At 51.5% G+C, this 20,164-nt stretch carries 20 protein-coding genes; 17 read left to right on the top strand and 3 right to left on the bottom strand.

Annotated features, from left to right (window positions below):
• Positions 1-2: 2 nt before the first annotated feature.
• Positions 3-1,394 (top strand): BamA/TamA family outer membrane protein, encoded by a 1,392-nt coding sequence (locus B9Y58_RS07030; protein WP_073054957.1) that lies wholly within the window; start codon positions 3-5, stop codon positions 1,392-1,394.
• Here the strand turns inward: B9Y58_RS07030 and B9Y58_RS07025 are convergent.
• Positions 1,391-2,365 (bottom strand): KamA family radical SAM protein, encoded by a 975-nt coding sequence (locus B9Y58_RS07025; protein WP_073054958.1) that lies wholly within the window; start codon positions 2,363-2,365, stop codon positions 1,391-1,393. The two genes, B9Y58_RS07030 and B9Y58_RS07025, sit on opposite strands and share 4 nt — an antisense overlap.
• Positions 2,366-2,406: 41 nt before the next feature.
• Here B9Y58_RS07025 and efp point away from each other — a divergent pair, with 41 nt between their 5' ends.
• Both efp and B9Y58_RS07015 read left to right on the top strand, forming a co-directional pair.
• Entirely contained in the window at positions 2,407-2,991 is a 585-nt protein-coding gene (efp, locus tag B9Y58_RS07020) for an elongation factor P (RefSeq protein WP_073054959.1), read from the top strand.
• Between the two features lie 158 nt (positions 2,992-3,149).
• On the top strand, positions 3,150-4,730 hold the full coding sequence (locus B9Y58_RS07015; RefSeq protein WP_073054960.1) for a sialate O-acetylesterase: 1,581 nt from the start codon (positions 3,150-3,152) through the stop codon (positions 4,728-4,730).
• Between the two features lie 19 nt (positions 4,731-4,749).
• On the opposite strand, the gene B9Y58_RS07010 is transcribed toward B9Y58_RS07015, so the two are convergent.
• Both B9Y58_RS07010 and B9Y58_RS07005 read right to left on the bottom strand, forming a co-directional pair.
• Positions 4,750-5,727: a glycoside hydrolase family protein gene (locus B9Y58_RS07010; RefSeq protein WP_073054961.1), complete on the bottom strand. Its 978-nt coding sequence runs from the start codon at positions 5,725-5,727 to the stop codon at positions 4,750-4,752.
• A 17-nt stretch (positions 5,728-5,744) separates the two neighbouring features.
• Positions 5,745-6,167, bottom strand: coding sequence for a hypothetical protein (locus B9Y58_RS07005; RefSeq protein WP_072797422.1), 423 nt, complete (start codon positions 6,165-6,167; stop codon positions 5,745-5,747).
• Between the two features lie 281 nt (positions 6,168-6,448).
• Here B9Y58_RS07005 and thiL point away from each other — a divergent pair, with 281 nt between their 5' ends.
• From thiL to B9Y58_RS06935, 14 genes are all read left to right on the top strand, one after another.
• Complete coding sequence (thiL, locus tag B9Y58_RS07000) at positions 6,449-7,444, top strand: thiamine-phosphate kinase (protein ID WP_073054962.1); 996 nt, start codon at positions 6,449-6,451, stop codon at positions 7,442-7,444.
• A complete protein-coding gene (locus B9Y58_RS06995) occupies positions 7,441-9,375 on the top strand; it encodes a GspE/PulE family protein (RefSeq protein ID WP_234989102.1) in 1,935 nt (644 codons plus the stop codon). The genes thiL and B9Y58_RS06995 overlap by 4 nt, the downstream gene beginning before the upstream one ends.
• 91 nt (positions 9,376-9,466) lie before the next feature.
• Complete coding sequence (locus tag B9Y58_RS06990; RefSeq protein WP_085534873.1) at positions 9,467-11,968, top strand: ATP-dependent helicase; 2,502 nt, start codon at positions 9,467-9,469, stop codon at positions 11,966-11,968.
• A gap of 75 nt (positions 11,969-12,043) precedes the next feature.
• Positions 12,044-12,331, top strand: a complete 288-nt coding sequence (gene gatC, locus B9Y58_RS06985; RefSeq protein WP_073054966.1) for an Asp-tRNA(Asn)/Glu-tRNA(Gln) amidotransferase subunit GatC — start codon at positions 12,044-12,046, stop codon at positions 12,329-12,331.
• Positions 12,332-12,355: 24 nt separating this feature from the next.
• Positions 12,356-13,066, top strand: a complete 711-nt coding sequence (locus B9Y58_RS06980) for a 3-deoxy-manno-octulosonate cytidylyltransferase (protein WP_085534872.1) — start codon at positions 12,356-12,358, stop codon at positions 13,064-13,066.
• 18 nt (positions 13,067-13,084) lie between these two features.
• A complete protein-coding gene (locus B9Y58_RS06975; protein WP_085534871.1) occupies positions 13,085-13,534 on the top strand; it encodes a ComEA family DNA-binding protein in 450 nt (149 codons plus the stop codon).
• A 38-nt stretch (positions 13,535-13,572) separates the two neighbouring features.
• A complete protein-coding gene (locus B9Y58_RS06970; RefSeq protein WP_085534870.1) occupies positions 13,573-14,487 on the top strand; it encodes a type IV pilus biogenesis protein PilM in 915 nt (304 codons plus the stop codon).
• Complete coding sequence (locus B9Y58_RS06965) at positions 14,484-15,500, top strand: hypothetical protein (protein ID WP_085534869.1); 1,017 nt, start codon at positions 14,484-14,486, stop codon at positions 15,498-15,500. Before B9Y58_RS06970 ends, B9Y58_RS06965 begins: the two co-directional genes overlap by 4 nt.
• A gap of 5 nt (positions 15,501-15,505) precedes the next feature.
• A complete protein-coding gene (rsmD, locus tag B9Y58_RS06960) occupies positions 15,506-16,054 on the top strand; it encodes a 16S rRNA (guanine(966)-N(2))-methyltransferase RsmD (protein WP_085534868.1) in 549 nt (182 codons plus the stop codon).
• Between the two features lie 85 nt (positions 16,055-16,139).
• Positions 16,140-16,640, top strand: coding sequence for a pantetheine-phosphate adenylyltransferase (gene coaD / locus B9Y58_RS06955; protein ID WP_085534867.1), 501 nt, complete (start codon positions 16,140-16,142; stop codon positions 16,638-16,640).
• 69 nt (positions 16,641-16,709) lie between these two features.
• Complete coding sequence (locus B9Y58_RS06950) at positions 16,710-17,561, top strand: rhomboid family protein (protein WP_234989101.1); 852 nt, start codon at positions 16,710-16,712, stop codon at positions 17,559-17,561.
• Complete coding sequence (locus tag B9Y58_RS06945; RefSeq protein ID WP_085534865.1) at positions 17,561-18,523, top strand: adenosine kinase; 963 nt, start codon at positions 17,561-17,563, stop codon at positions 18,521-18,523. Before B9Y58_RS06950 ends, B9Y58_RS06945 begins: the two co-directional genes overlap by 1 nt.
• A gap of 115 nt (positions 18,524-18,638) precedes the next feature.
• The gene (locus tag B9Y58_RS14750; RefSeq protein ID WP_085534864.1) at positions 18,639-19,643 is read left to right on the top strand and encodes a hypothetical protein; all 1,005 of its coding nucleotides are present in this window, start codon (positions 18,639-18,641) and stop codon (positions 19,641-19,643) included.
• An 83-nt stretch (positions 19,644-19,726) separates the two neighbouring features.
• A complete protein-coding gene (locus B9Y58_RS06935; protein WP_085534863.1) occupies positions 19,727-20,146 on the top strand; it encodes a hypothetical protein in 420 nt (139 codons plus the stop codon).
• Positions 20,147-20,164 lie beyond the last annotated feature (18 nt).

Raw genomic sequence — 20,164 nt, 5'->3', positions numbered from 1 at the left:
AAATGAATAATGAAAAAAAGTTCATTGTTCATTATTCATTATTCTTAGTTGTAGCATTGTTCCTTGCTGTGTCTGCTTTTGCAGATTCTTGTCGGATTACTTCAATTGTTTGGGTGGGCAAGCACGAATCGTACGAAGAATCCCAAGTGCAGACGCTGGTGGGTAAATCTTGCGAAAGTTGGCCGATTACGCGAGACCGCATCGTGCGTTATTACGAGAATCGTGGATTCTTGGCAACCCAAATGAGGGGTGACGTGGATTCGACAGGAATGTTGACGATTGAGATGAAACGTGGCGCAGCTTGGGTGTGGGCGAATCCTGAAAATTTGGATTCTTCGGGAAATAAAACCGAGGTGTTCCGCAAACAGACGGGAATTGTTGCTGGAGACCTTGTATCGCCACTGGATTTGGAACGTTCTGACATGAAGTTGGCGCGCCTTGGCTACTATAACCGCACGGCTCCGGCACAGATGTTTCGTGACCCGGTGCGCAACCGCATTATTCCTGTGTACCACATGCAGGCGGCTGCCGTTTCCGAGGCGTACGCGCTTTTGACTTATTCCAGCGAAACCGATGTGTGGGAAGGCAACGTGAATGTGGCTCTCTACAACATTCTCGGAACCGCCCGTGACTTGCAAATCGAAGGGTATACGGGAGACGAGGTCCGCAGGCTAGAAGGTTCGTACAAGGAACCTTGGATTTTCGGTACCGAATGGAATGTGATTGCCCGCGGCTACTTCGACGAGGATTCTTCGGAACGCGATGCCTACGGCGAAATCGGAATTTCTCGCGACATCGGTTTTGACTTTACCTTGGGCGTGTTCCTCGGCATCGGTAACAACCGAAAAACATCGACCTTTGAACTCTCTTATGTGTCGCTTGACCGATTTGTATTGCCGCGCTCGGGTACGCGATTCAACGGCTCGATTGTTTGGAATATGGACCGCCCGGATTCCTTGGACAATTACTTGAAGGCGTCAGCCAAATTCTCGCGGTACTTGCCGCTTTATGGCAACTGGATAACGCGCTTCAGCGGGGCTGCCGGTGGAATATTCCCGACCGATGCGGACTTGGACCGCTTCGATTATTTCGCGCTGGGCGGCATGGATAGCTTCAAGGGCATGGACGTACGCTTTATGCGGAGCCGCGCCTACGGGTATTCCGAATTCGCGATTCTATGGCAAGATGGCTACGACTTGAGCATCGAGGCTTTCTACCAGCCGGGACTTTACCGCGCATTTGCGCCGGAACATGGCTGGAAGCGCGAACATGATTACGGTGTGGCCTTTACGCAGTACCGCGGCAACTGGAGCGTGAACCTGTATTACGCGCTACGCAACGGCGAGAATTACCTTGACGGCATCATCGGCTTTGGTCTCAAGACCTTATTCTAAATCGGAGTCTTGCTTTTCTCGCCGGCGATTTCTCGTACAAGTTTCGGCACCAGATAGCCGGGCAGCTTGGTGCGGATTTCTGCAATCAGTTCGCGGGCTTCGTCATCAGCTACTTCGAAGTGGGCGACCCCGTTTGCGTGGTCCAGCTGGTGCAGGTAGTAGGGGAGCACTCCCTGCTCGAAAAGTTTGCGGCACAAGGCGGTGAGCTTGATGGCTTCATCGCTGATTCCCCGCAGGAGTACGCTCTGGTTCAGAAGCGTCCAACCGCTAAAGCGCAGTTGTGCAAACACGGTTGCCGATTCCTCGTCGAGTTCGTCGGCGTGGTCTACATGCGACACCAGCACGCAGCTAAACCTGGCAGGCAGTTCGCGCAGCAGTTCAAAATGCTGCATCACCAGGTCCGGGCGCATCACGGGGAGTCTCGTGTGGATTCTGAGCGTGGTGACCGAGGGGTGCATCGCGATCGCTTCAATCAGTTCGCGGAAGGCGCCGGGACCAAGGGTCAGCGGGTCGCCGCCCGAAAGAATCACTTCCCAGACGTCGGTATGGGTGTCGAGCCAGTGGCTCACCTGGCGTGCAACGTCGGGTGTGTTTTGGAAAGGGTAGTTCTTGCGGAAACAGAAACGGCAACGGGCACCGCAGGTGGCGGTCGAGACAATCAGGGCTCGTTGGTCGTATTTCTGGATTACACAGTCGGATTTTCCGGCCGGTAAATCGCCCACGGGATCGTCTACAAAGCCTTCAACCTTCTTGAGTTCGTCCTTGGTGGGCAAAATTTCGCGCAACAGGGCGGCTGGGTCGCTCGCCTTCTTGATTAGGTCGGCGTAATGCCTAGAACAAAGGAACGGAAACTTCGGGTTCAGGTCAAGGTCGGCAAGTGCGGTCGTTTTGGCAATGACTGTCGCCAAATCGGATCCCAAATAGTCCAAAAAGTCAGGGATTTGCGTAAAAACGGTAACGGGGCTTTCCATTATATTGCTAAATTTAGAATCAAAATCAACAAGAGGATAATATGGGTACTGTAAGCACCAACGAATTCCGCAAGAAACTTAAAATCATGGTTGATGGTCAGCCGTACGAAATCATCGAAAACCAGTTCGTGAAGCCGGGTAAGGGCCAGGCCTTTAACCGCGTTCGCATCAAGAACTTGGTGACCGGCCGCACCCTCGAACGCACTTGGAAGAGTGGCGATACGGTTGAAGAAGCCGACGTGACCTTCACCGAAATGACCTACCTTTACAATGACGGTTCTACTTGGTATTTCTTGAACAACGAAACTCAGGAAACTGAAGAAATCTCCAAGGAAGCTCTCAATGGCTGCGAAGTTTGGCTCCTCGATGGCGCTACTGTCGAAGTCACTTGGTGGAAGGACCCGAAGTCCGGCGCTACGCTTCCGATCGAAGTGATTCCGCCTACCTTCGTTGACCTCATGATCATCGACGCTCCTCCGGCAGTCCAGGGCAACACCAGCGGTAACGTGATGCGTGAATGCACCGTCGAAACCGGTGCCAAGGTGATGATTCCGCTCTTCATCGAGAACAACACCAAGATCCGCGTGGACACCCGCGACGGTTCTTACCTCGAAAGAGCTAAGTAATCTTTTATAAAAAACGACATTAAAAGCCTCGTCCAAGCGACGGGGTTTTTTGTTTTGTCTTCATTGACAATCTGTCTATAGAATAAGGGCGCTGGGGGCGCCTTTTGTGCTTTTTTCAAGATATCTTTAAGAAGGATGTTTGAAAAAGAAGGGTTGTCATGAGATTTTTAAATAAATTCTCAGGTTTCGTGCCGGCAGCATGTTTTGCTGCGGGCTTAATGTCATTCGGTGCAATTCAGGCGAATGCCGCTCCGGATCCGAATTTCCACATTTACATCGCTTATGGCCAGTCCAATATGGGCGGCACTGCCGATGCCCAAAGTGCCGACAAGGCCGAAAATCCGCGTTTCAAGATTTTTGCGACGCAAAAGTGCTCGGGCAAGGGCCGCAACACGTTGGGCGAGGTCTACCCGGCGGTGCCATCGCTCTTCAACTGCGGCAACACGATTTCCATTGCCGACTGGTTCGGCCGTACGATGGCTGACAGCATGCCGGACGTGACCATCGGGATTATCCCGGTTGCGGTGGGTGGCGCTAGCATCAAGCTCTTTGATCAAGATCAGTATGCAAGTTACCTCGCGGGCGCCGAAAGCTGGCTCCAGAACTACGCGAAGGAATACGCGAGCGACGGCAACGTCACCAAGACAATTATCGATATCGCGAAGAAGGCGCAACAGGTGGGCGTCATCAAGGGGTTCATCTTCCACCAGGGCGAAACCGACGGCGGCTACCCGGACTGGCCGAAAATCGTGAAGAAAACCCGCGACGATATCCTCAAGGCGCTCGACATGAGTTCCGACACGGTGCCGTTCGTGGCGGGCGAGCTTTTGCGCGAAGGCTGCTGCTATTCCGACCGCGTGTCGAAACTCCCGAACACGATGGATAATACCTACTACGCGTCGTCCGAGGGCCTGGGCGGCAACGGCGTGGATCGTTTCCATTTCAACCATGATGCCTACGTGACGTTCGGCAAGCGCTATGCGGAGCAGATGCTCAAGGCGGTGAACCGTAAACCCGTGGAACCTGTTCCGCAGAAGCCGTTCAAGGATAAACCGTTTGAAATTCCGGGCAAGATCGAGGCGGAAGACTTCGACATTCCGGGTGTCGGCTCGGGCAATGACTCCTACAAGGAAAACGATTCCGAAGACCATGGCGGTAGCAATTACCGCGAAGGTACGGGCGTCGACATTTACAAGAAGGCGACGGGCTACATCGTGGGCTACAACCAGGAAGGCGAATGGCTCGAATACACCGTGAACGTGAAGGAAGCGGGCGAATATTCCTTCTACGCGTCGGTCGCATCCGCAAACGAGACTTCGAGCTTCCAGATGTCGCTTGACGGCAAGAACATCACGGACGTAATCGCTGTCCCGAAAAACGAAGGCGAGGACAACTACGACGACTACAACAAGGTGCGGGCGACGGTGAACCTCCCTGCGGGCGAACACATATTGCGCTTTATGGTAACCGGTTCCTGGATGGACGTGGATTACTTTGTGTTCGGAGAGGATGAAGTCGTTTGCGTTGATGAATGCACGGCCTTTGTCAAACCCGCGCTATCGCATGCGGCCGGAACCGAAAGCTACCGCATCTTCGACATGAACGGCAATTATCTGGGAAAGGTACGAGCCTCAGGAATGCTGGAACTCCGCGCCAGAGCGAAAAACCTCGTGAAAAGCGGCGGCACGTTCATCGCAAAATCCCGCGCGGGTTCCGCGACGATACGCGTGATGAAGTAATTAGCGTTCGCGCGTTCCGTTAGAGACTGAGCGATTTCCTGAATACCCGGGCGACTTCGTCCGGGTTGTCGCTTTTTAGCCAGCTGAGCGTTTCTGTGCCGCGGTAGCTCCAGGCGAAAATGTTGTCGATACCTGCGGCGCGACTCTCGGAAACTGCGATGGCGAGGTCGTTTTCGCGGCCCGCTTCAATCTGGTATGCCTTGATCCACATCTGCACGGCCTTGCCGTACTTGGCGGCGACTTCGGTCAGCTTGCGAGCTGTCTCGGCGTATTTTTCGCGGACCCATTCCTCGGTGGCGCCTCGTTCCCAGTACGGGTCAGATGCGACTTCGTCTACGCTTTCCAACTTAGCTACGCGGCCCCAGTCGTCGAGCCCCGCGGGGAACCAGGGCGGCAGCATGCACACGCAGTTGCGCTTCCCGCGGGCGTGCACGTCCTCAGTCATTTCCTTCAGAAAGTCAATAAGCGAATCCTCGCGGAATTTTTTCACGTCGTCGGTAAGTTCTGCGGGCATCTCGAACCCGAAGCGTGCGCGGAACAGCTCGCGACACTTTTCACAGCGGCAGCTCCAGTTGCTAAGCCCGCCCTTCTCGAAATAAAAATGCGGTTCATCCCAGAAAATCGTGTCGACCTTCGTCGCGCAAACGGATTCAATCCACTTGTGCATGTAGGCGCGGAACTCCGGATGGTTCGGGCAGGCGGCCACCTTGGGCTTGCCATCGAGCGCTACCTGGCACAGGTCGTGATTGCGTGCGGTGAGTTCCGAATACGCCTCGCCGCCAAACACGCGGCCCACACCCCACGGGTTCACGTAGACCGTCAGACCTAAGTCTGCAGAATGGTCCACGATATCCTTCATGGTGCCGTAGTAGTATTGCTGGTCTTCTTCGCTCCAGGTGTGGAGCACCGCGTTAAAACCCGCTGCCTTGATGTCTTGCATATCGGCAAGAACATGCTTAGGCGAACGCACGCCAAAATAACTTACGCCTTTGATCATGCGCGGAAATATAGAAGTTAGTTATTAGCCCATTGGGGCGATCCGCTCTTGAGCAACACCTGTTCGAGAGTGCTGTACCATTCGTCTTCACTCACGGGTTTGCGGACCCAGTAATAATTTTCGTCGCACTGGGGGAGCGGCATATTGTCGGGCACCAGTTCCACAATCCACGATTCAGGAATGCCGTCGTGCAAGAGCTTGCTGAACTTGAGGTTCTGTTCGTGCGGGCGATCTGCGTGGTCGAGAATGATAAGTGCGGGGGACTGTCCGATAATCAGGGCCGATTCCAGAAGGTTCGTTGCATCTTCGATCGAATTGCAAGTGTACATGGTGGAATCTTCTGCCAAATCGCCGTGCTCCAAAAGCCAACGGAAAGTCCATTGACTGAGGCGGTCTAAGCTACCGGGGGAGGACGGAGCGATGAAGAAAATGTGTCCCATGGCCTAAAAGATAGGTAATTCTCCCAAATTGTGGATAGATTTTTTCGCTTTTTTCAAAAAATATTTTTTGTCAAAAAGAAACACTCAATTTATCAACAATTTACCGCCAAACTGTTTCTTTGAAATTTTTTTTAATAGAAAAAGCGGGGATGATAGTGAATAAAAAAGTGGTTTATGCGGAGAGGAAATGGAAGCGTCGGCCTAGGATGGGGAGCGTAAAAAAGCCCCTCCCTCATTAAAAATTATATTTTAAAGAAAAAGCTTTTTGATGATTTAAAAAGATGTTTCCTAACCTAGGTGAATTCAATTTTATTCAGGCCCTTTTAAAAGATGCTGCCGCCTTTAAAAAAGAACCTCCCGCAACAAGAGGCTGGCTCGGCGTGGGCGATGACTGCGCCCAATTCGACGGCTGGCTCGTGACCAAGGACCTGTCGGTCGAAAATACGCATTTCAGGCTGGATTGGTCAACGCCGGAGCAGGCGGTCGAAAAACACATTGTCTCGAATGTGTCGGACATTAATTCCATGGGCGGCATTCCGCGCTTTGCGGTGCTTGGGCTTTGTATCAACAAGAATTGGTCGCCGGAAACTCGCACCCGCGTGCAGGCCGCTCTTTCGCAGGGCTTTGCCAAACGTGGAATCACCTTGATTGGCGGCGACACCGTGGTGGGCGATGTGGGTCTGTTTTCGACAACGCTCTTGGGAACGCTCGAAGGCGAAAATTCGAAACCTCTGTTGCGCTCGGCTGTAAAACCCGGTGATACATTGTATGTAAACGGAACGCTCGGTAAATCGGGTGCTGGCCTTTGGCTTTTGGTGAACCACCCCGAGGCCAAAGACGAATTCCCGACGCTGGTGGAATACCACTTGGCTCCTAAAATTTGCGAATCTGCCGGGGCTGAACTTTTGCGCTTGGGGGCGGGCGGCGCATGCATGGACATTAGCGACGGACTTTCGTCGGAACTGAACCACTTGGCTCTTTCTTCCAATGTTGATTTGCAAATTATTGAAAACAAACTCCCGATAGACCCCGAAGTTACGCGCTTGTGCGAAAAATATGGCCAAAATCCCTTAAATTTTGCATTAAATGGGGGTGAGGAATATCACTTGCTATTTGCAAATTCTAGCCCAAAAAGTATATTTAAAGCAAATACCCAATTGGGCGAGGTGTGTGAAATTGGATTTGCCGTAGAAAAATCTGCGGGCGACCCGGTCAACATGCTTTGCAAAAATGGAGAAAAAATGCCCGTTCAACCTCGGGCGTGGTCGCATTTATGATAAATAGCAATAAGATGAACTTGGGCCAGTTGCTGCTTCGTCAAGGCGTATTGGACGAAGACCAGTTGGCTCATGCCATGGCCGAACACAAACGTACCGGGCTTATGCTCAGTAAGATTCTGGTGCGCCTTGGCATGGTGAGCGAAGAAACGCTAACGAACATCCTCGGGTCGCAGATGCAGTCTTCGACCAAGATGCGTATCGGTGAAATGCTCCTCGCTCAAGGGTACATTACGCAGGAGCAGCTAGACAAGGCGCTCGAGACGCAGAAGACGACCGGCAAGCGCCTTGGCCGTACATTGGTGGACCTGGGCTACATGCCCGAGGAACGCCTTGTTGAAATTCTTTCGAGGCAGTTCGAAGTTCCGTATGTAAAGCTCGACAATTTCAATATTGACCCGAACGCCTATACCTTCTTGCCCGAAGACATGTGCAAGCAGTACAAGGTGGTGCCGCTGTTCGTGCAGAAGGGTGAAGATGATCGCCGCCAGATCCGCTCTGTGATGACGATTGCCATGACGGACCCGACGAACATGCGCACGATCAGCATCGTGAAGTTCAAGGTCCGTATGGACGTGGACATCGTGATGGCCTCCGAAGCGGACGTGATGAAGGCCATTGAACGCGTGTTTGCAGGTCATGGTCCTACCGAAGAGTCTCTCGCCGAACTTATCAGTGAATCTAAGGACGGTGAAGAACTTGAAACCGTGGAACGCGGTCAGGGCGGTAACGACGAACCGGAACTGACCGACGAAGAAGGCCGCCAGGTGGTGCGAATCGTGACCACGCTGATTCACGAAGCCATTGCCCGTCACGCATCCGATATTCACCTGGAACCCCAGGAGACATTCCTCAAGCTCCGCTACCGTATTGACGGCGACCTGCAGGTCATGTCTCCCATTCCTGCCCGCTTGATGCCTCAGATTCTTTCCCGTATCAAGCTTCTTTCCAAGATGGACATCGCTGAAAAGCGTAAACCCTTGGACGGTCGTTTCACGGTGCGTTACAAGGGCTCCGAGGTGGACCTTCGTGTGAGCTCCTTCCCGATATCGCTCCGTAAGCGTGGCGTCTGCGAAAAGATTGTTATGCGTATCTTGGACCCGAACTCGGGTCAGTTCCCCTTGAAGGACATGGGCTTTGACCCGCGCGTGCTCAAGCAGTTTATCGATGCGATTAATGCTCCTAACGGTATTGTGCTGGTGACCGGTCCTACCGGTTCCGGTAAGTCTACCACGCTTTATGCTTCTATTCGAGAAATTTTGGATTCCACCATCAACATCTCTACGATGGAAGACCCGGTGGAATTGAATATTGATGGTGTGAACCAAGGACAAATTAATAACGCCGCAGGCTTTACCTTTGCGGCGGGCATTCGCGCCCTCTTGCGTCAGGACCCGGATGTGATTATGATCGGTGAAATGCGTGACCAGGAAACTTCGTCCATGGCTATCGAAGCTGCTTTGACGGGTCACTTGGTCTTCAGTACGCTCCATACCAACGATGCTGCCGGTGCATTCCCGCGTTTGCTCGAAATGGGTCTGGAACCGTTCCTTGTGTCTACCGCTATTAAGGGCGTGCTTGCACAACGTCTTGTGCGCCGCATTTGTAAGTATTGTAAGGAACCTGTCGAAATTTCGCAGGCCATGCGCGACGAATTCCACTTGAGCCCCGACATGCAGTTCTACCATGGTAAGGGTTGCGACAAGTGCGATGGTTCGGGCTACAAGGGCCGTTGCGGTATTTACGAATTTCTGGTGCCGAACGAAACCGTGCGTAACCTGATTATCAAGCGTTCTTCGGGCGACGTTATCAAACGCGCCGCCATGCAGGAATGCGGCATGATTACCTTGCGTATGGACGGTATCCAGAAGGCTCTCGACGGACACACGACGCTTGAACAGGCCATTGGCGCCTCTACGTCGGATGACTAGTAGAAGCCCCTGATTCAAATTTAAAGAAAGACCCTCTTGGAGGGTCTTTCTTTTTGCTATATTGCACATCCGTGTATTAAAAGGGACCCCCATGGCAAATATTGTAGATAATGCTGTTTTAGATAAAGAACTGAACCCGGAACAGGCTGCAGCGGCAAAAAAGATTGATGGCCCGATGCTGATTTTGGCGGGTGCCGGTTCGGGAAAGACGCGTTGCATTACCTATAAGATTGCTCACCTTGTTTCGCAGTATCGCGTGGAACCGGACCGCATTTTGGCGGTGACTTTTACGAACAAGGCTGCCCGCGAAATGAAGTCGCGTATCCAGAAGTTGCTCGACAGCAACATGAACTTTGCCTGGATGGGAACGTTCCATTCCGTGTGCTTGCGCCTTTTGAAGCTTTGCCTTTCGAAACAATCTGTGCTTGATGCCTTGGGCGGCACATGGTACGACGGCAATTTCTCGATTTACGATGACGATGACCAGAAACGTCTCCTAAAAGAAATCATGAAGGAACAGGTGGGCGACAATTTTGAGCCCTCCGAAGTCAAGAAAATGCATGGCGCCATTTCGAAGTACAAGAACACGATTTTGTACCGAGGAAAGGTCGCTCAGCTGCAGACTCCCGATGTGGCGCAAGAATTGGCGAACTTCCCGGACGAAGAGCTGCGTGCAAAAATTTACGCCGAATACCAGAAACGCCTTAAAGAATCTAACGCCATGGACTTTGACGACTTGTTGTTCAACACGGTTTACATGCTACAGAAGATTCCGAATTTGGCGTCTCAGTTGGCACAGCGATTCCGCTATGTGGTGGTGGACGAATATCAGGATACGAACGACGTTCAGTACGAACTGTTGAAATTACTGATAAACGAAAATAAGAACGTGACGGTGGTGGGTGACGATGACCAAAGTATTTACGGCTGGCGCGGCGCGAACATCAAGATTATCCGTAACTTCCACCGCGACTTTGCGCCAGTAACGATTGTCAAGCTCGAACGCAATTATCGCTCGACCGCAAACATCGTGAAGGGCGCAGGCTCCGTGATTGCGCACAACATTCGTCCGCAAGAAATGCAGAAGAACGTGTTCTCTAAAGAAGATGCGGGCGACTTGATTCACGTGCGCCACTTTATGGACGACCGCTCCGAAGCGTCTACCATTGCAGACACGATTGCAAAAGCGGGCGAGGATTTTTATGCCAAGACTGCTGTATTCTACCGCACCAACGCGCAGTCCCGCGCCTTGGAAAAGGCGCTGAATGACCGCCGTATACCGTCGGTCATTTTTGGCGGCATGCGGTTCTGGGACCGCAAAGAAATCAAGGATGTGCTCGCATACTTGCGCCTGCTGGCTAACGAACGTGACGATGCCGCCTACCTGCGCGTGATCAACACGCCGCCTCGCGCCATTGGAAAGACGACTGTCGAAAACATCTTGGAAAGAGAACGCCAAGGCGAAGGCTCCTTCTGGGATAACTTGCTTGCCGAAGTCAACAGCGGAAGCCGCTCGGCGGCAAAGCTCAAGGGTTTTACCGACCTCGTGCAGAATTGGAAGGCGTTGCTTGCCGCGGGCGAAACGCCGCTTCCGATTTTGGCTGAAAAAATCATCAACGATGTGGGTTACAAGGAATTCCTGCGCAAAGAAGACGAACTCACCGCCGACGAACGCATCGGTAACTTGGACGAAATGGTGAACGCCATCCGTGAATTCGACGAAGAACATCCGGGGGCCACACTCGATGCATTCTTGCAGGATATTTCGCTACTCACCGATGCGGACAAGAAGGTGGACAATTCCAAGGGCCAGGTGACGCTCATGACGATTCACATGGCGAAGGGCCTGGAATTCAACACCGTGCATATTGCCGGCTGCGACGAAGAAATTTTCCCGCTGATTCGTGCGTCTTCTACTCTGTCTGGCGCCGAGATGAACGAGCAGATGGAAGAAGAACGTCGCCTGTTCTACGTGGGCTGCACCCGCGCCGAAAAGAAATTGTACCTGTATCATGCGGAACGCCGATTCTTCCAAGGGAACATTCGCCCGTTTGCGCCGTCCCGTTTTCTTAAGGAACTGGATCCGTCGGTAGTCGACTTTACGCCTTGCACCGATTTCGGCTTTGGCGCAAGCGATTTCAATCAGGACTTTGCCGGTGGCTCGTCGGGATTTTCGCGCCCGCCGCGTCCGAACATTCCATCTTATCCGCGTAGACCGTCCGGAAGCTTTGGCGGTGGTTACGGTGGAGCTTCGTCTCGCCCGAGCAATTTTGGCTCTTACGGTTATAACCGCCCCTCGGCGGTTCCGAATTCTGTCAAGAAAAATGACAAGCGCATCGTTTACCGCAATCCGGTGAAGGTCGCGGCTCCGATCAAGCCGGCCGAACCTTCGGGCCCGCGCGTGGTCTACGACGAATACAGCGAGAATCCGTACCATCCGGGCGTACGCGTGCGCCACATGAAGTATGGTGTGGGCACGATTGTCAAGTGCTATGGTTCTGGCGACAATGCCCGTGTAGATGTGCGTTTCGGTAGCGACCCGACGGTCCGTACGATTATTTTGAAGTATGCGGCGCTGCAAATAGTGGGCTAGGGCGCATTTGGCAACTCTGGGTTGCTTTTTCGCCAAAATAATTTGCTATTTTGTGGACGTAAGAAAAGAGGTTTTATGCTCGAACGTGAAGAAGTTTTGAAACTCGCGAAGCTTTCTAGGCTCGAAGTTGCCGAAGAAGATATCGAATCCGTGAAGGGTCACTTGGACAAGATGCTCAATCACCTTGAAGCTCTCAAGGCTTTGAACCTTTCCGACGTGGAACCGATGACCGCTGTCGAAAACGGTGCGACGATTCTCCGCGAAGACGTGCCTGTGCCGGGTCTCTCGCTTGAAAAGGCCTTCATGAACGCTCCGGCTGTGGAAAACGATCACTTCGCCATTCCGAAGGTCATCGGCGGCTAAATTCTCGGCTTGAAAAATTAGCCCATGGCAGTTCATTGCGTTGTGCCTGCCCGAATGGGGTCGTCCCGCTTTCCGGGCAAACCCTTGATCAAGATTGCAGGCAAAGAAATGATTGTGCGCACCCTGGAACGTGCGCTTTTGGCCGAATGTTTTGAACGCATTGTTTGTGCGACCGATTCCGAAGAAATTGCAGACGTGGTTTCTCGGGTGGGTTTTGAATTTATCTTGACTCCAGATGCGGCAACTGGTTCTGACCGCGTCGCCTTTGCGGCCCGGGCCCTCGATTTGGACCTCGTGGTGAACTTGCAGGGCGACGAACCGTTGGTGGAACCTTCTGTGCTGTGCGATGTGGCAATGACGCTCGAAAAGCACCCTGATGAATGGGTGACGGTCGCGTGCCCCTTGAATCCTACCGAGGCGGGACTCAAGACGGTAGTCAAGGTTTTGGTAAAAGACGATTACGCGGTGGACTTTACCCGGTGGGTGGCGAATGAGGACGCTCCCCGCTGGTTCCAGCACCAGGGAATCTATGCTTATTCCAGGGTGTGCCGCGACGAATTTTCGTCTTTGCCGCAAACCGATGTCGAAAAGGAACGCTCTCTGGAGCAGATGCGCATTCTGGGCAAACGCCCTATTCGCATTGTCCAGAGCAAGTACCCGTCGATTTCGGTGGATGTCCCTTCAGACGTGAATGCGGTGGAGGCGGCGCTTAAGAAGCCCTTTGGTCGAGGATAACCAACGGAGGTTGTCCTTATGAATGCACCTGAAAAAAACGTAGTCCGATTGGCACTATGCCTTTTGGTCATTGGAATCATTGTCCGGGTTCTCCCGTGGGGTCTCCCGTCTATCGAAACATTTGAGGTGGGCGAGTCATTCATCGTTGCAAACGAGTCCCCCCAGGCAGCCGTTCGCGACTCCGTCACCGTCGATAGTTTGCAAGTGTCAAAAATTGACTCTAATTATACAGTCCGGCCGAAAAAAGAGCGAAAATCGGTCAAAAAAACGAACCTTCCGGTGCATATCAATTCGGCCTCGGTAGATGAACTTTGCGCCCTGAATGGGGTCGGCCCGAAGCTTGCCGAGAAGATTTTGGAGGTCAGAAATGCCCTTGGAGCCTTCAAAAATGCCGAAGATTTGCAAAAAGTGCCTGGAATTGGCAAGAAAAAATTGGAAAAGCTCCTTCCAGGGGTAATTTTTGATTAGTTTTAGAGTGTAGTTTTTTTTCATAAGTCGTTGATAATATGAGTGATACGAAGATTTACATGGGTATAGAAGCAGGGGACGCTTCTCTGAAAGTTGCCCTTGTGGATGCGGCTGAACGCCGTGTTCTGAAGACGGCCGTTCTCGATACGGAAACCGCCCCCCTTGACGATGTCTATACTTTTGAAACCGTCCTCCAGGGATGGATGGAGTTCAACCAGATTGAATCTGTCGAAGCCGTTTCGGTGGCAATTCCTGCATTTAGGTCGATTATCCGCCAAATCTTTGTCCCGGCTGAAGCCACAAAGAACGTTGACGACTATGTAAAGTGGTATGTTTCGCTGATTACGAACGCTGAATCCAATGCGTATGTAATTGATTACAAAATCATGAGCGGTGACCCCGAACTCGGATACACGATTATGCTGATTGCTGTCCGTGAACAATGGGTCGATAATTTACGTAAAGGCTTCCGTAACAAGGCTTTAGCTCCTAAGGCCATGGATGTGGACGTGCTCTCGCTCATGAACCTGATGGATTATGCCGAAAATGTGTCCGAACTGACATGTATAGTCAAGGCTGACTATGCCGGTGTGACGCTCCTTTGGCTCACTAAGGACAACTTGCATGCGCTCCGCTGCGTGTCCACTCTTTCGCTGGTGAACAACACCAAGGAAGAAGCTTACCAGATTCTGGCTAGGGAAATTGCTGAACAGATTGCGGTTGCCCAACAGGAAAACGCCTCGGTCTCGACGAAGTCAATCCGTCTGTGCGGTGAAATGGCTAGCGATTTGCTGTTCGTGGAAGACGTCCGTGCTAAGTTGTCCGAATACCAGCTTTCTTTGATGGATTCTTTCTCTAACTTGAGGCTCCCGATTGAAGAACAAGATTCTGCCGCCGTGCTTTCTTGCGCAGGTGCAATCGGGGCTGCCTTGAATGTGATGGAGGGTGTATGATTCATTTGAACTTGATTGACGCTGCCGAGCGCTTGGTCGAAGTCGAAACTGTGGCTCCGGTCAACGTCACGAGCGTTAAGGAACTGCAGAATAAGTCTCGAAAGAAGGCGTTGACGGTTCTTGTGGCCGCCCTGTTTGTGTTTGTTGCCTTTAGCTGCTTCTTGAGTGTTGCTGGCGTTCCCAAGCAGTTGCAGGGCTTGTTGCCGCCGCCTTATCTGGATTTGATTGGCGCCGAAGACCCGACCCGTTCCGCTCTTGCTATCGGTGCTGGACAGCGTACCTCCGCTGGTGGTTCGCTTGAAGCCGAAGCTGCTGCCGCTGCCGCCATGATCCGTCAGCGAGACAATGTGACGGTCAAGCAGGTCGTGGGCGAAATCAATCCGCAGGCCTTGTTCAACAACAAACGCTCGGATTACAATAGCTACTTGCCGCTCGAAAAACTTTCGTTCCAGAAGGCTTCTGTCGGCCAGTTCTTCGCATTCTTGAATACGGCAACACCTGATGACGTGGGTTTCTCGGATTGTATTTACCAGGCTCCGAATTTCTTCTACGTGCGTGGCGTGGCCGGTAACCCGAATTCCCAGAAGGCTTTCCTCGATCGTATGCGCGCGGTCAGTTCCGATTTCAGGACTCCGCCTCTGCCCGAAAACGCTCCGGCTACCGACATTACCGCTTTCGGTATGTACAACGTGAACAACGTGAATCTGGCTGCAGTTTCTTCGTTTGTACCGTCTTCCGAAGTGAACAACGAAATCAAGTCCATGAAGGCTTTGGCCGCTGCACAGAAGGTTCAGTTCAATGGACTTGAAAAGCCCGTAGTTGAAGAATACGGTGTCTACAAGCGCTACACCATTAAGGCTACGACTACGGCTGACTTTGCCGAACTGAATGCTTTTGTTACGGCCTTTGCGGGTTCGCCTTCTCGTATCGGTATTCGCAACATCGAAATGAAACTTGCCAAGAAGGATATGTTCACCACGATCCTTTTTGAAATGTTCGTTGTCAAGCAATAGTCCCAATGCCTATTCGCATTACCGGCGGACTCATGCGGGGAAGGAACGTTCCTTCTCCAGATACTTCCAAGACAAGACCGACAGCTTCCCGTACCAGAGAGGCTCTCTTCAACATTTTGCAAGGTGTTGAAAATTTTCGCGTGCTGGATTTGTTCTCGGGGACGGGCATTATGGGAATCGAAGCGCTGAGCCGCGGTGCTGCAAGTGTGGTGGCTGTAGAAATGGCGCATGCCCAGGCGAGACTTGTGCTGCAGGCATACAAGGCCTTGTCGCTGGAATCAAAACTTACTTTGTTAGAAAAGAACGCCATGGCGCTCGACAAAGAAGCTCTTTGCGCGAGTGAAGGCTTTGACTTGATTTATGCGGATCCACCCTTCAAGGATATGGATTATCCTGACCTGCGACCCTATTGGGAATGGCTGAATCCGGGTGGTGTAGCCGTGTTCGAAGCGCCGAGTCGTAATTTGCCTGCATGGGTCAAGGAAGCGGACGAGGCGGGAATGGTACAGGTTCGCCGCTACGGCGAATCGTCACTTGTGATTTACAGGAAGTAGACTGTAGACGGAAGGAAGTAGATTTTTTTTGAATAAAAACTTCCTACTTCCAATTTCTAACTTCCTACTTTTCTAAATTGTAAGCATGAAGAAAATCGCCGTATTTGCAGGGTCGTTCGATCCGTTTACCTTAGGGCACCTCGATATCGTGAAGCGCGCCGCAGCGTTGTTTGACGAACTTTATGTGCTTTTGGCGGTGAATGCTTCCAAGAAATACTACTTCGACGAGGCTACCCGCGCCGAGATGGTGCGGAAGGCGGTTGCCGGGCTTTCGAATGTGAAGGTGGAATTTTTTGACGGCCTTACGGTGGAATTTATGAAACGTGTCGGAGCGAATTTCCTGGTGCGCGGAATCCGCGGGGCCGCCGATGTGGAATACGAACAGTCGGTTGCCTGGAACAATAAGAACCTTTACCCTGAATGCGAAACGGTTTTCTTGTCTAGCGCTCCGGAACACTTGATGGTATCTAGCACCGTGGTTCGCGAACTTCTGAAAGTGGGGATTGGCAAAACAAAACAGGGCTGTTCAAAACTTGCGAAATACGTTCCCGCTGAAACTGTACCTTTACTAACCACCAACCACTAACCACTGTCTACATCCAACGTCCTACTAACCATGAGACCATTCCGTTTTTTACCGAAAGTTTTGCGAACCTTGCTGATTGTCAATGCGGTTGTGTTTGGCCTTGCGTTTGTCGTTGGTAAGGTCCTCGGATTGCATTTGAACTTGCCTGGCTACGGTTATGGCAGCGTTGCCGAATATATCGCCTATTTTGGAGCCTTCTGGCCGTTTGCGCCGGAACAGGCTTGGCGCTTTGTGTCGTACATGTTCATCCATGTGGATTTCTGGCATTTCTTGTTCAATATGCTCATGCTCTGGATGTTCGGTAGCGATGTGGCCGACATGATGGGTTCCAAACATTTTACGGGAATGTATTTCTTCTGCGGAATTTTTGCGGCAGTCTTTAGTCTGGTCATGTACTGGATCGGAATGACCAATGCCCCGATTATCGGTGCTTCGGGGGCACTCATGGGAATCTTTGTGGCTTACTACAAGTTCTTCCCGAACCGCATGCTTCTGATGTTCTTCTTTTTCCCGATGCGAATCAAGTATGCCATGTGGTTCATGGTGGCCGTCGACGTGTTCATGGCTCATTCGGGCGATGGCGTGGCCCACCTCGCTCACTTGGGTGGTGTCGTAGGCGGATTCCTTTATATGCATTTTTACGAACGTGGCTTCGGTAACCTCGGCAAGGCTTTCGCAAAATTCCGCGGTCCCAAGTTCAAAGTGCACCGGGGCGGCCGATCCGAAAGCGAATCCGGCGAAAAGTCTAGCGAAGATTCCGACGCTATCGAAGGTGAAGTTTTTTATGTGGACGAAAACAAGCGGATGGACGAAATCCTCAAGAAAGTCAATCGCGAGGGAATCAATTCGCTGAATGAGTCTGAACGTCAATTCTTACTACAGGCGAGCGAAAAGTTGCGCCGCCGCAGAGGAGGCTTTTAATGAAGAAAGTTTTAGGTATGGGGGCAGCCCTCGTTGATATTTTGGCCAATGTGGATGACGCTTGGATTGCGGCCCAGGGCGTGCAGAAGGGTGGCATGAACATGGTGGATTGGCCTCAGATGGAAAAATTCCTGGGTGCCCTCCAGAATCCGCTGCGCGTGCCGGGTGGTTCTACCTGCAATACCATGGTCGGTCTTTCTCGCCTGGGTGGTAAGGCTGCCTTTATCTCGAAGATTGGCAACGACGAACTGGGTGACATTTTCAAGAAGCACTTGGAGAATAACGGTGTGGAATCGAAGCTCGGTCTTTCCGATGCCGCTACCGGTTGCGTCTTTAGCGCCGTGACGCCCGATGCGCAGCGCTCCATGTGGACTTACCTGGGCGCCTCCGATTTCCTTGGTAGCGATGATTTTGTGCCGGCCCTTTACGATGGCGTTGGCCTGCTGTATGCCGAAGGCTACCGCGCCTTTAACGCCGACTGCTTCAAGAAATCCTTTACTTTGGCCCGCAGCCTGGGTGTAGAAACCGCTCTCGACTTTAGCAGCTTTGGCGTGGTGGATGCCTGCCGCAAGCTCTTTGACGAACTCTTTGCCGAAGGAATGATCGATATCATCATCGCGAACGAAGACGAAGCTTATGCATACGCTGGTGTCAAGGAAGAAGCCGCTCTCGATGTGCTAGCCAAGAAGGCCAAGGTTGCCGTGGTGAAAATCGGCAAGCGCGGTGCCTTGATTGCCAAAGACGGCAAGGTGGTGCATGTGCAGGCGGGCCCAGCCAAGGCAATCGATACTACGGGTGCTGGAGACTTGTGGGCATCGGGATTCCTGTATGGCTACATGAACGGCTGGGATATGGAAAAATCGGGCAATTTGGGCAGTGTCGTGAGTAACGAAGTGGTCCAGGTGATGGGAGCCCAGATTCCGGAAGACGGCTGGAAGCGCATTTTGGCTGCTCGCGGCTAGTTTTACGCCCCATTTTGAACTGTGAAACAGGCTAAAAAGATCTTTTTGGCCTGTTTTTCATGTTGCACAATTGTAAAGAAAAATTATATTTAAGAGAAAGTGGAGGTTTAACGTGATGAAACGAATTCTTTGCTTGGTAATGGTTGCAATGGCGTTCTCTTTTGCCCAAGAAGAGACGGAAACCTACATCCGCAATATCTGCGATACGTTGGGTGCGAAGAAAGTGACATTGCAATTGCAACAGATTGAAGAAACCATGTGGTACGGCTCAAAAGATCTGTCCAATTCTGATTCCGTCAAGAAAACAGTTTACAAGGACTATCAGGAACTGAAGCCACTCAAGAATAAATTTGATGGAAACATAAAGCTTCCGGTGTCCATCACTGCGAGCTGTGTAGCAAGTCGTAGGAATTTATTCCTTTATGTCACATGGTCTAATTCCCATTGGTCGCTGGTCGATGATGACAATGATTATGCAACCATGATTATGGATATCAACCAATACCATTTTACTGGTTATGACACAACGAATTCTTACAATGTACTTGCGGTCAAAAAGGGCTCGCTTCCCGAAGATAACTCTTATTCTAGTCATGAGCTGATGGTCTCAAGAACGTTTGAGTTCAATTTTGACTGGTGGTATTCATTAGCTCTTTATTATCGGGGTTTAAAGTATTCTTATACTTCTGTTGTTGCCATGGATTCCTTGTCGGCGGTGAAAAGTTCGATTGAATCTTTAAACGTTCCCGACTCGATTTCGAAGGTCCAGTTGCAGATATTTCATGGGGTGCTGGTGGATCCGAATAAGAATCTGCCGGAATCGTCTAGCAGTGTTGCGTCTTCTTCGTCTGAAGAACAGTCTTCTAGCAGCGAAGTTTCCAGTTCGTCTGTAGAAGAATCGAGTTCTTCTGAACAATCTAGCTCGTCTGAGGTGGAATCTAGTTCCTCGGAGCATACGACGCTAATTGGCCGCTTGGTGAACTCTCCGCGTGCATTCACGGCTCGCGAAATTCGCAGACTTGACGGATCTAAAATCAAGGCCGGAGAAGTTCTTGTGCCAGGCGTGTATTACGTGAAGGGCGCAGATGGTCGTTGGAAAAAACAGGTTGAATTGCCGTAAAATTTTGACCGTTTAAAATTCTTTTACAGCGAGTTCCCGGCTGCGTTTGCCGGGAACTTGTCTTTTTTTTGTATATTTACGGCATGATGCGTTTGATTAAAATTCTTGCGATTACCTTTTTGTTCTGTGGTTCAATGGCACTAGCCGAAGAACCTGCTGTAGCTTCTCAGGCATTGACTGCAGAAACCGAATTGAAACAGGAACTTGCTGTGCGCGATAGCGTCATGCAAGAACAGGGAAACGCCTGCTCTGTTGAAAAGGATTCCTTGCGGGCTGTTATCGAAACCGAAAAAGCTAAAAGCGAAAATTGGGAAAAAAGTTACAACGTCGTCAAGAAAAATAACGAAGTTTGCGCGCAGATGTTGAGCACGTCTATTGGCGTGAATGTCAATAAGAAAGAAAAAGAAGACAATGATCGCCGTGCCGCGGCACTGGCAACGTCATCTTCGTTCTTGGGCGGTGTCGGTATCGGCCTGCTGATCATGTGGCTGATCATGAAATAATTGGATTTGTGTTGAGGA

Origin of the sequence: Fibrobacter sp. UWB15 (genome assembly GCF_900177705.1) — a bacterium.
In the GTDB taxonomy this organism is placed as follows: Bacteria; Fibrobacterota; Fibrobacteria; order Fibrobacterales; family Fibrobacteraceae; genus Fibrobacter.
This window is presented reverse-complemented; position numbering and strand designations above follow the sequence as displayed.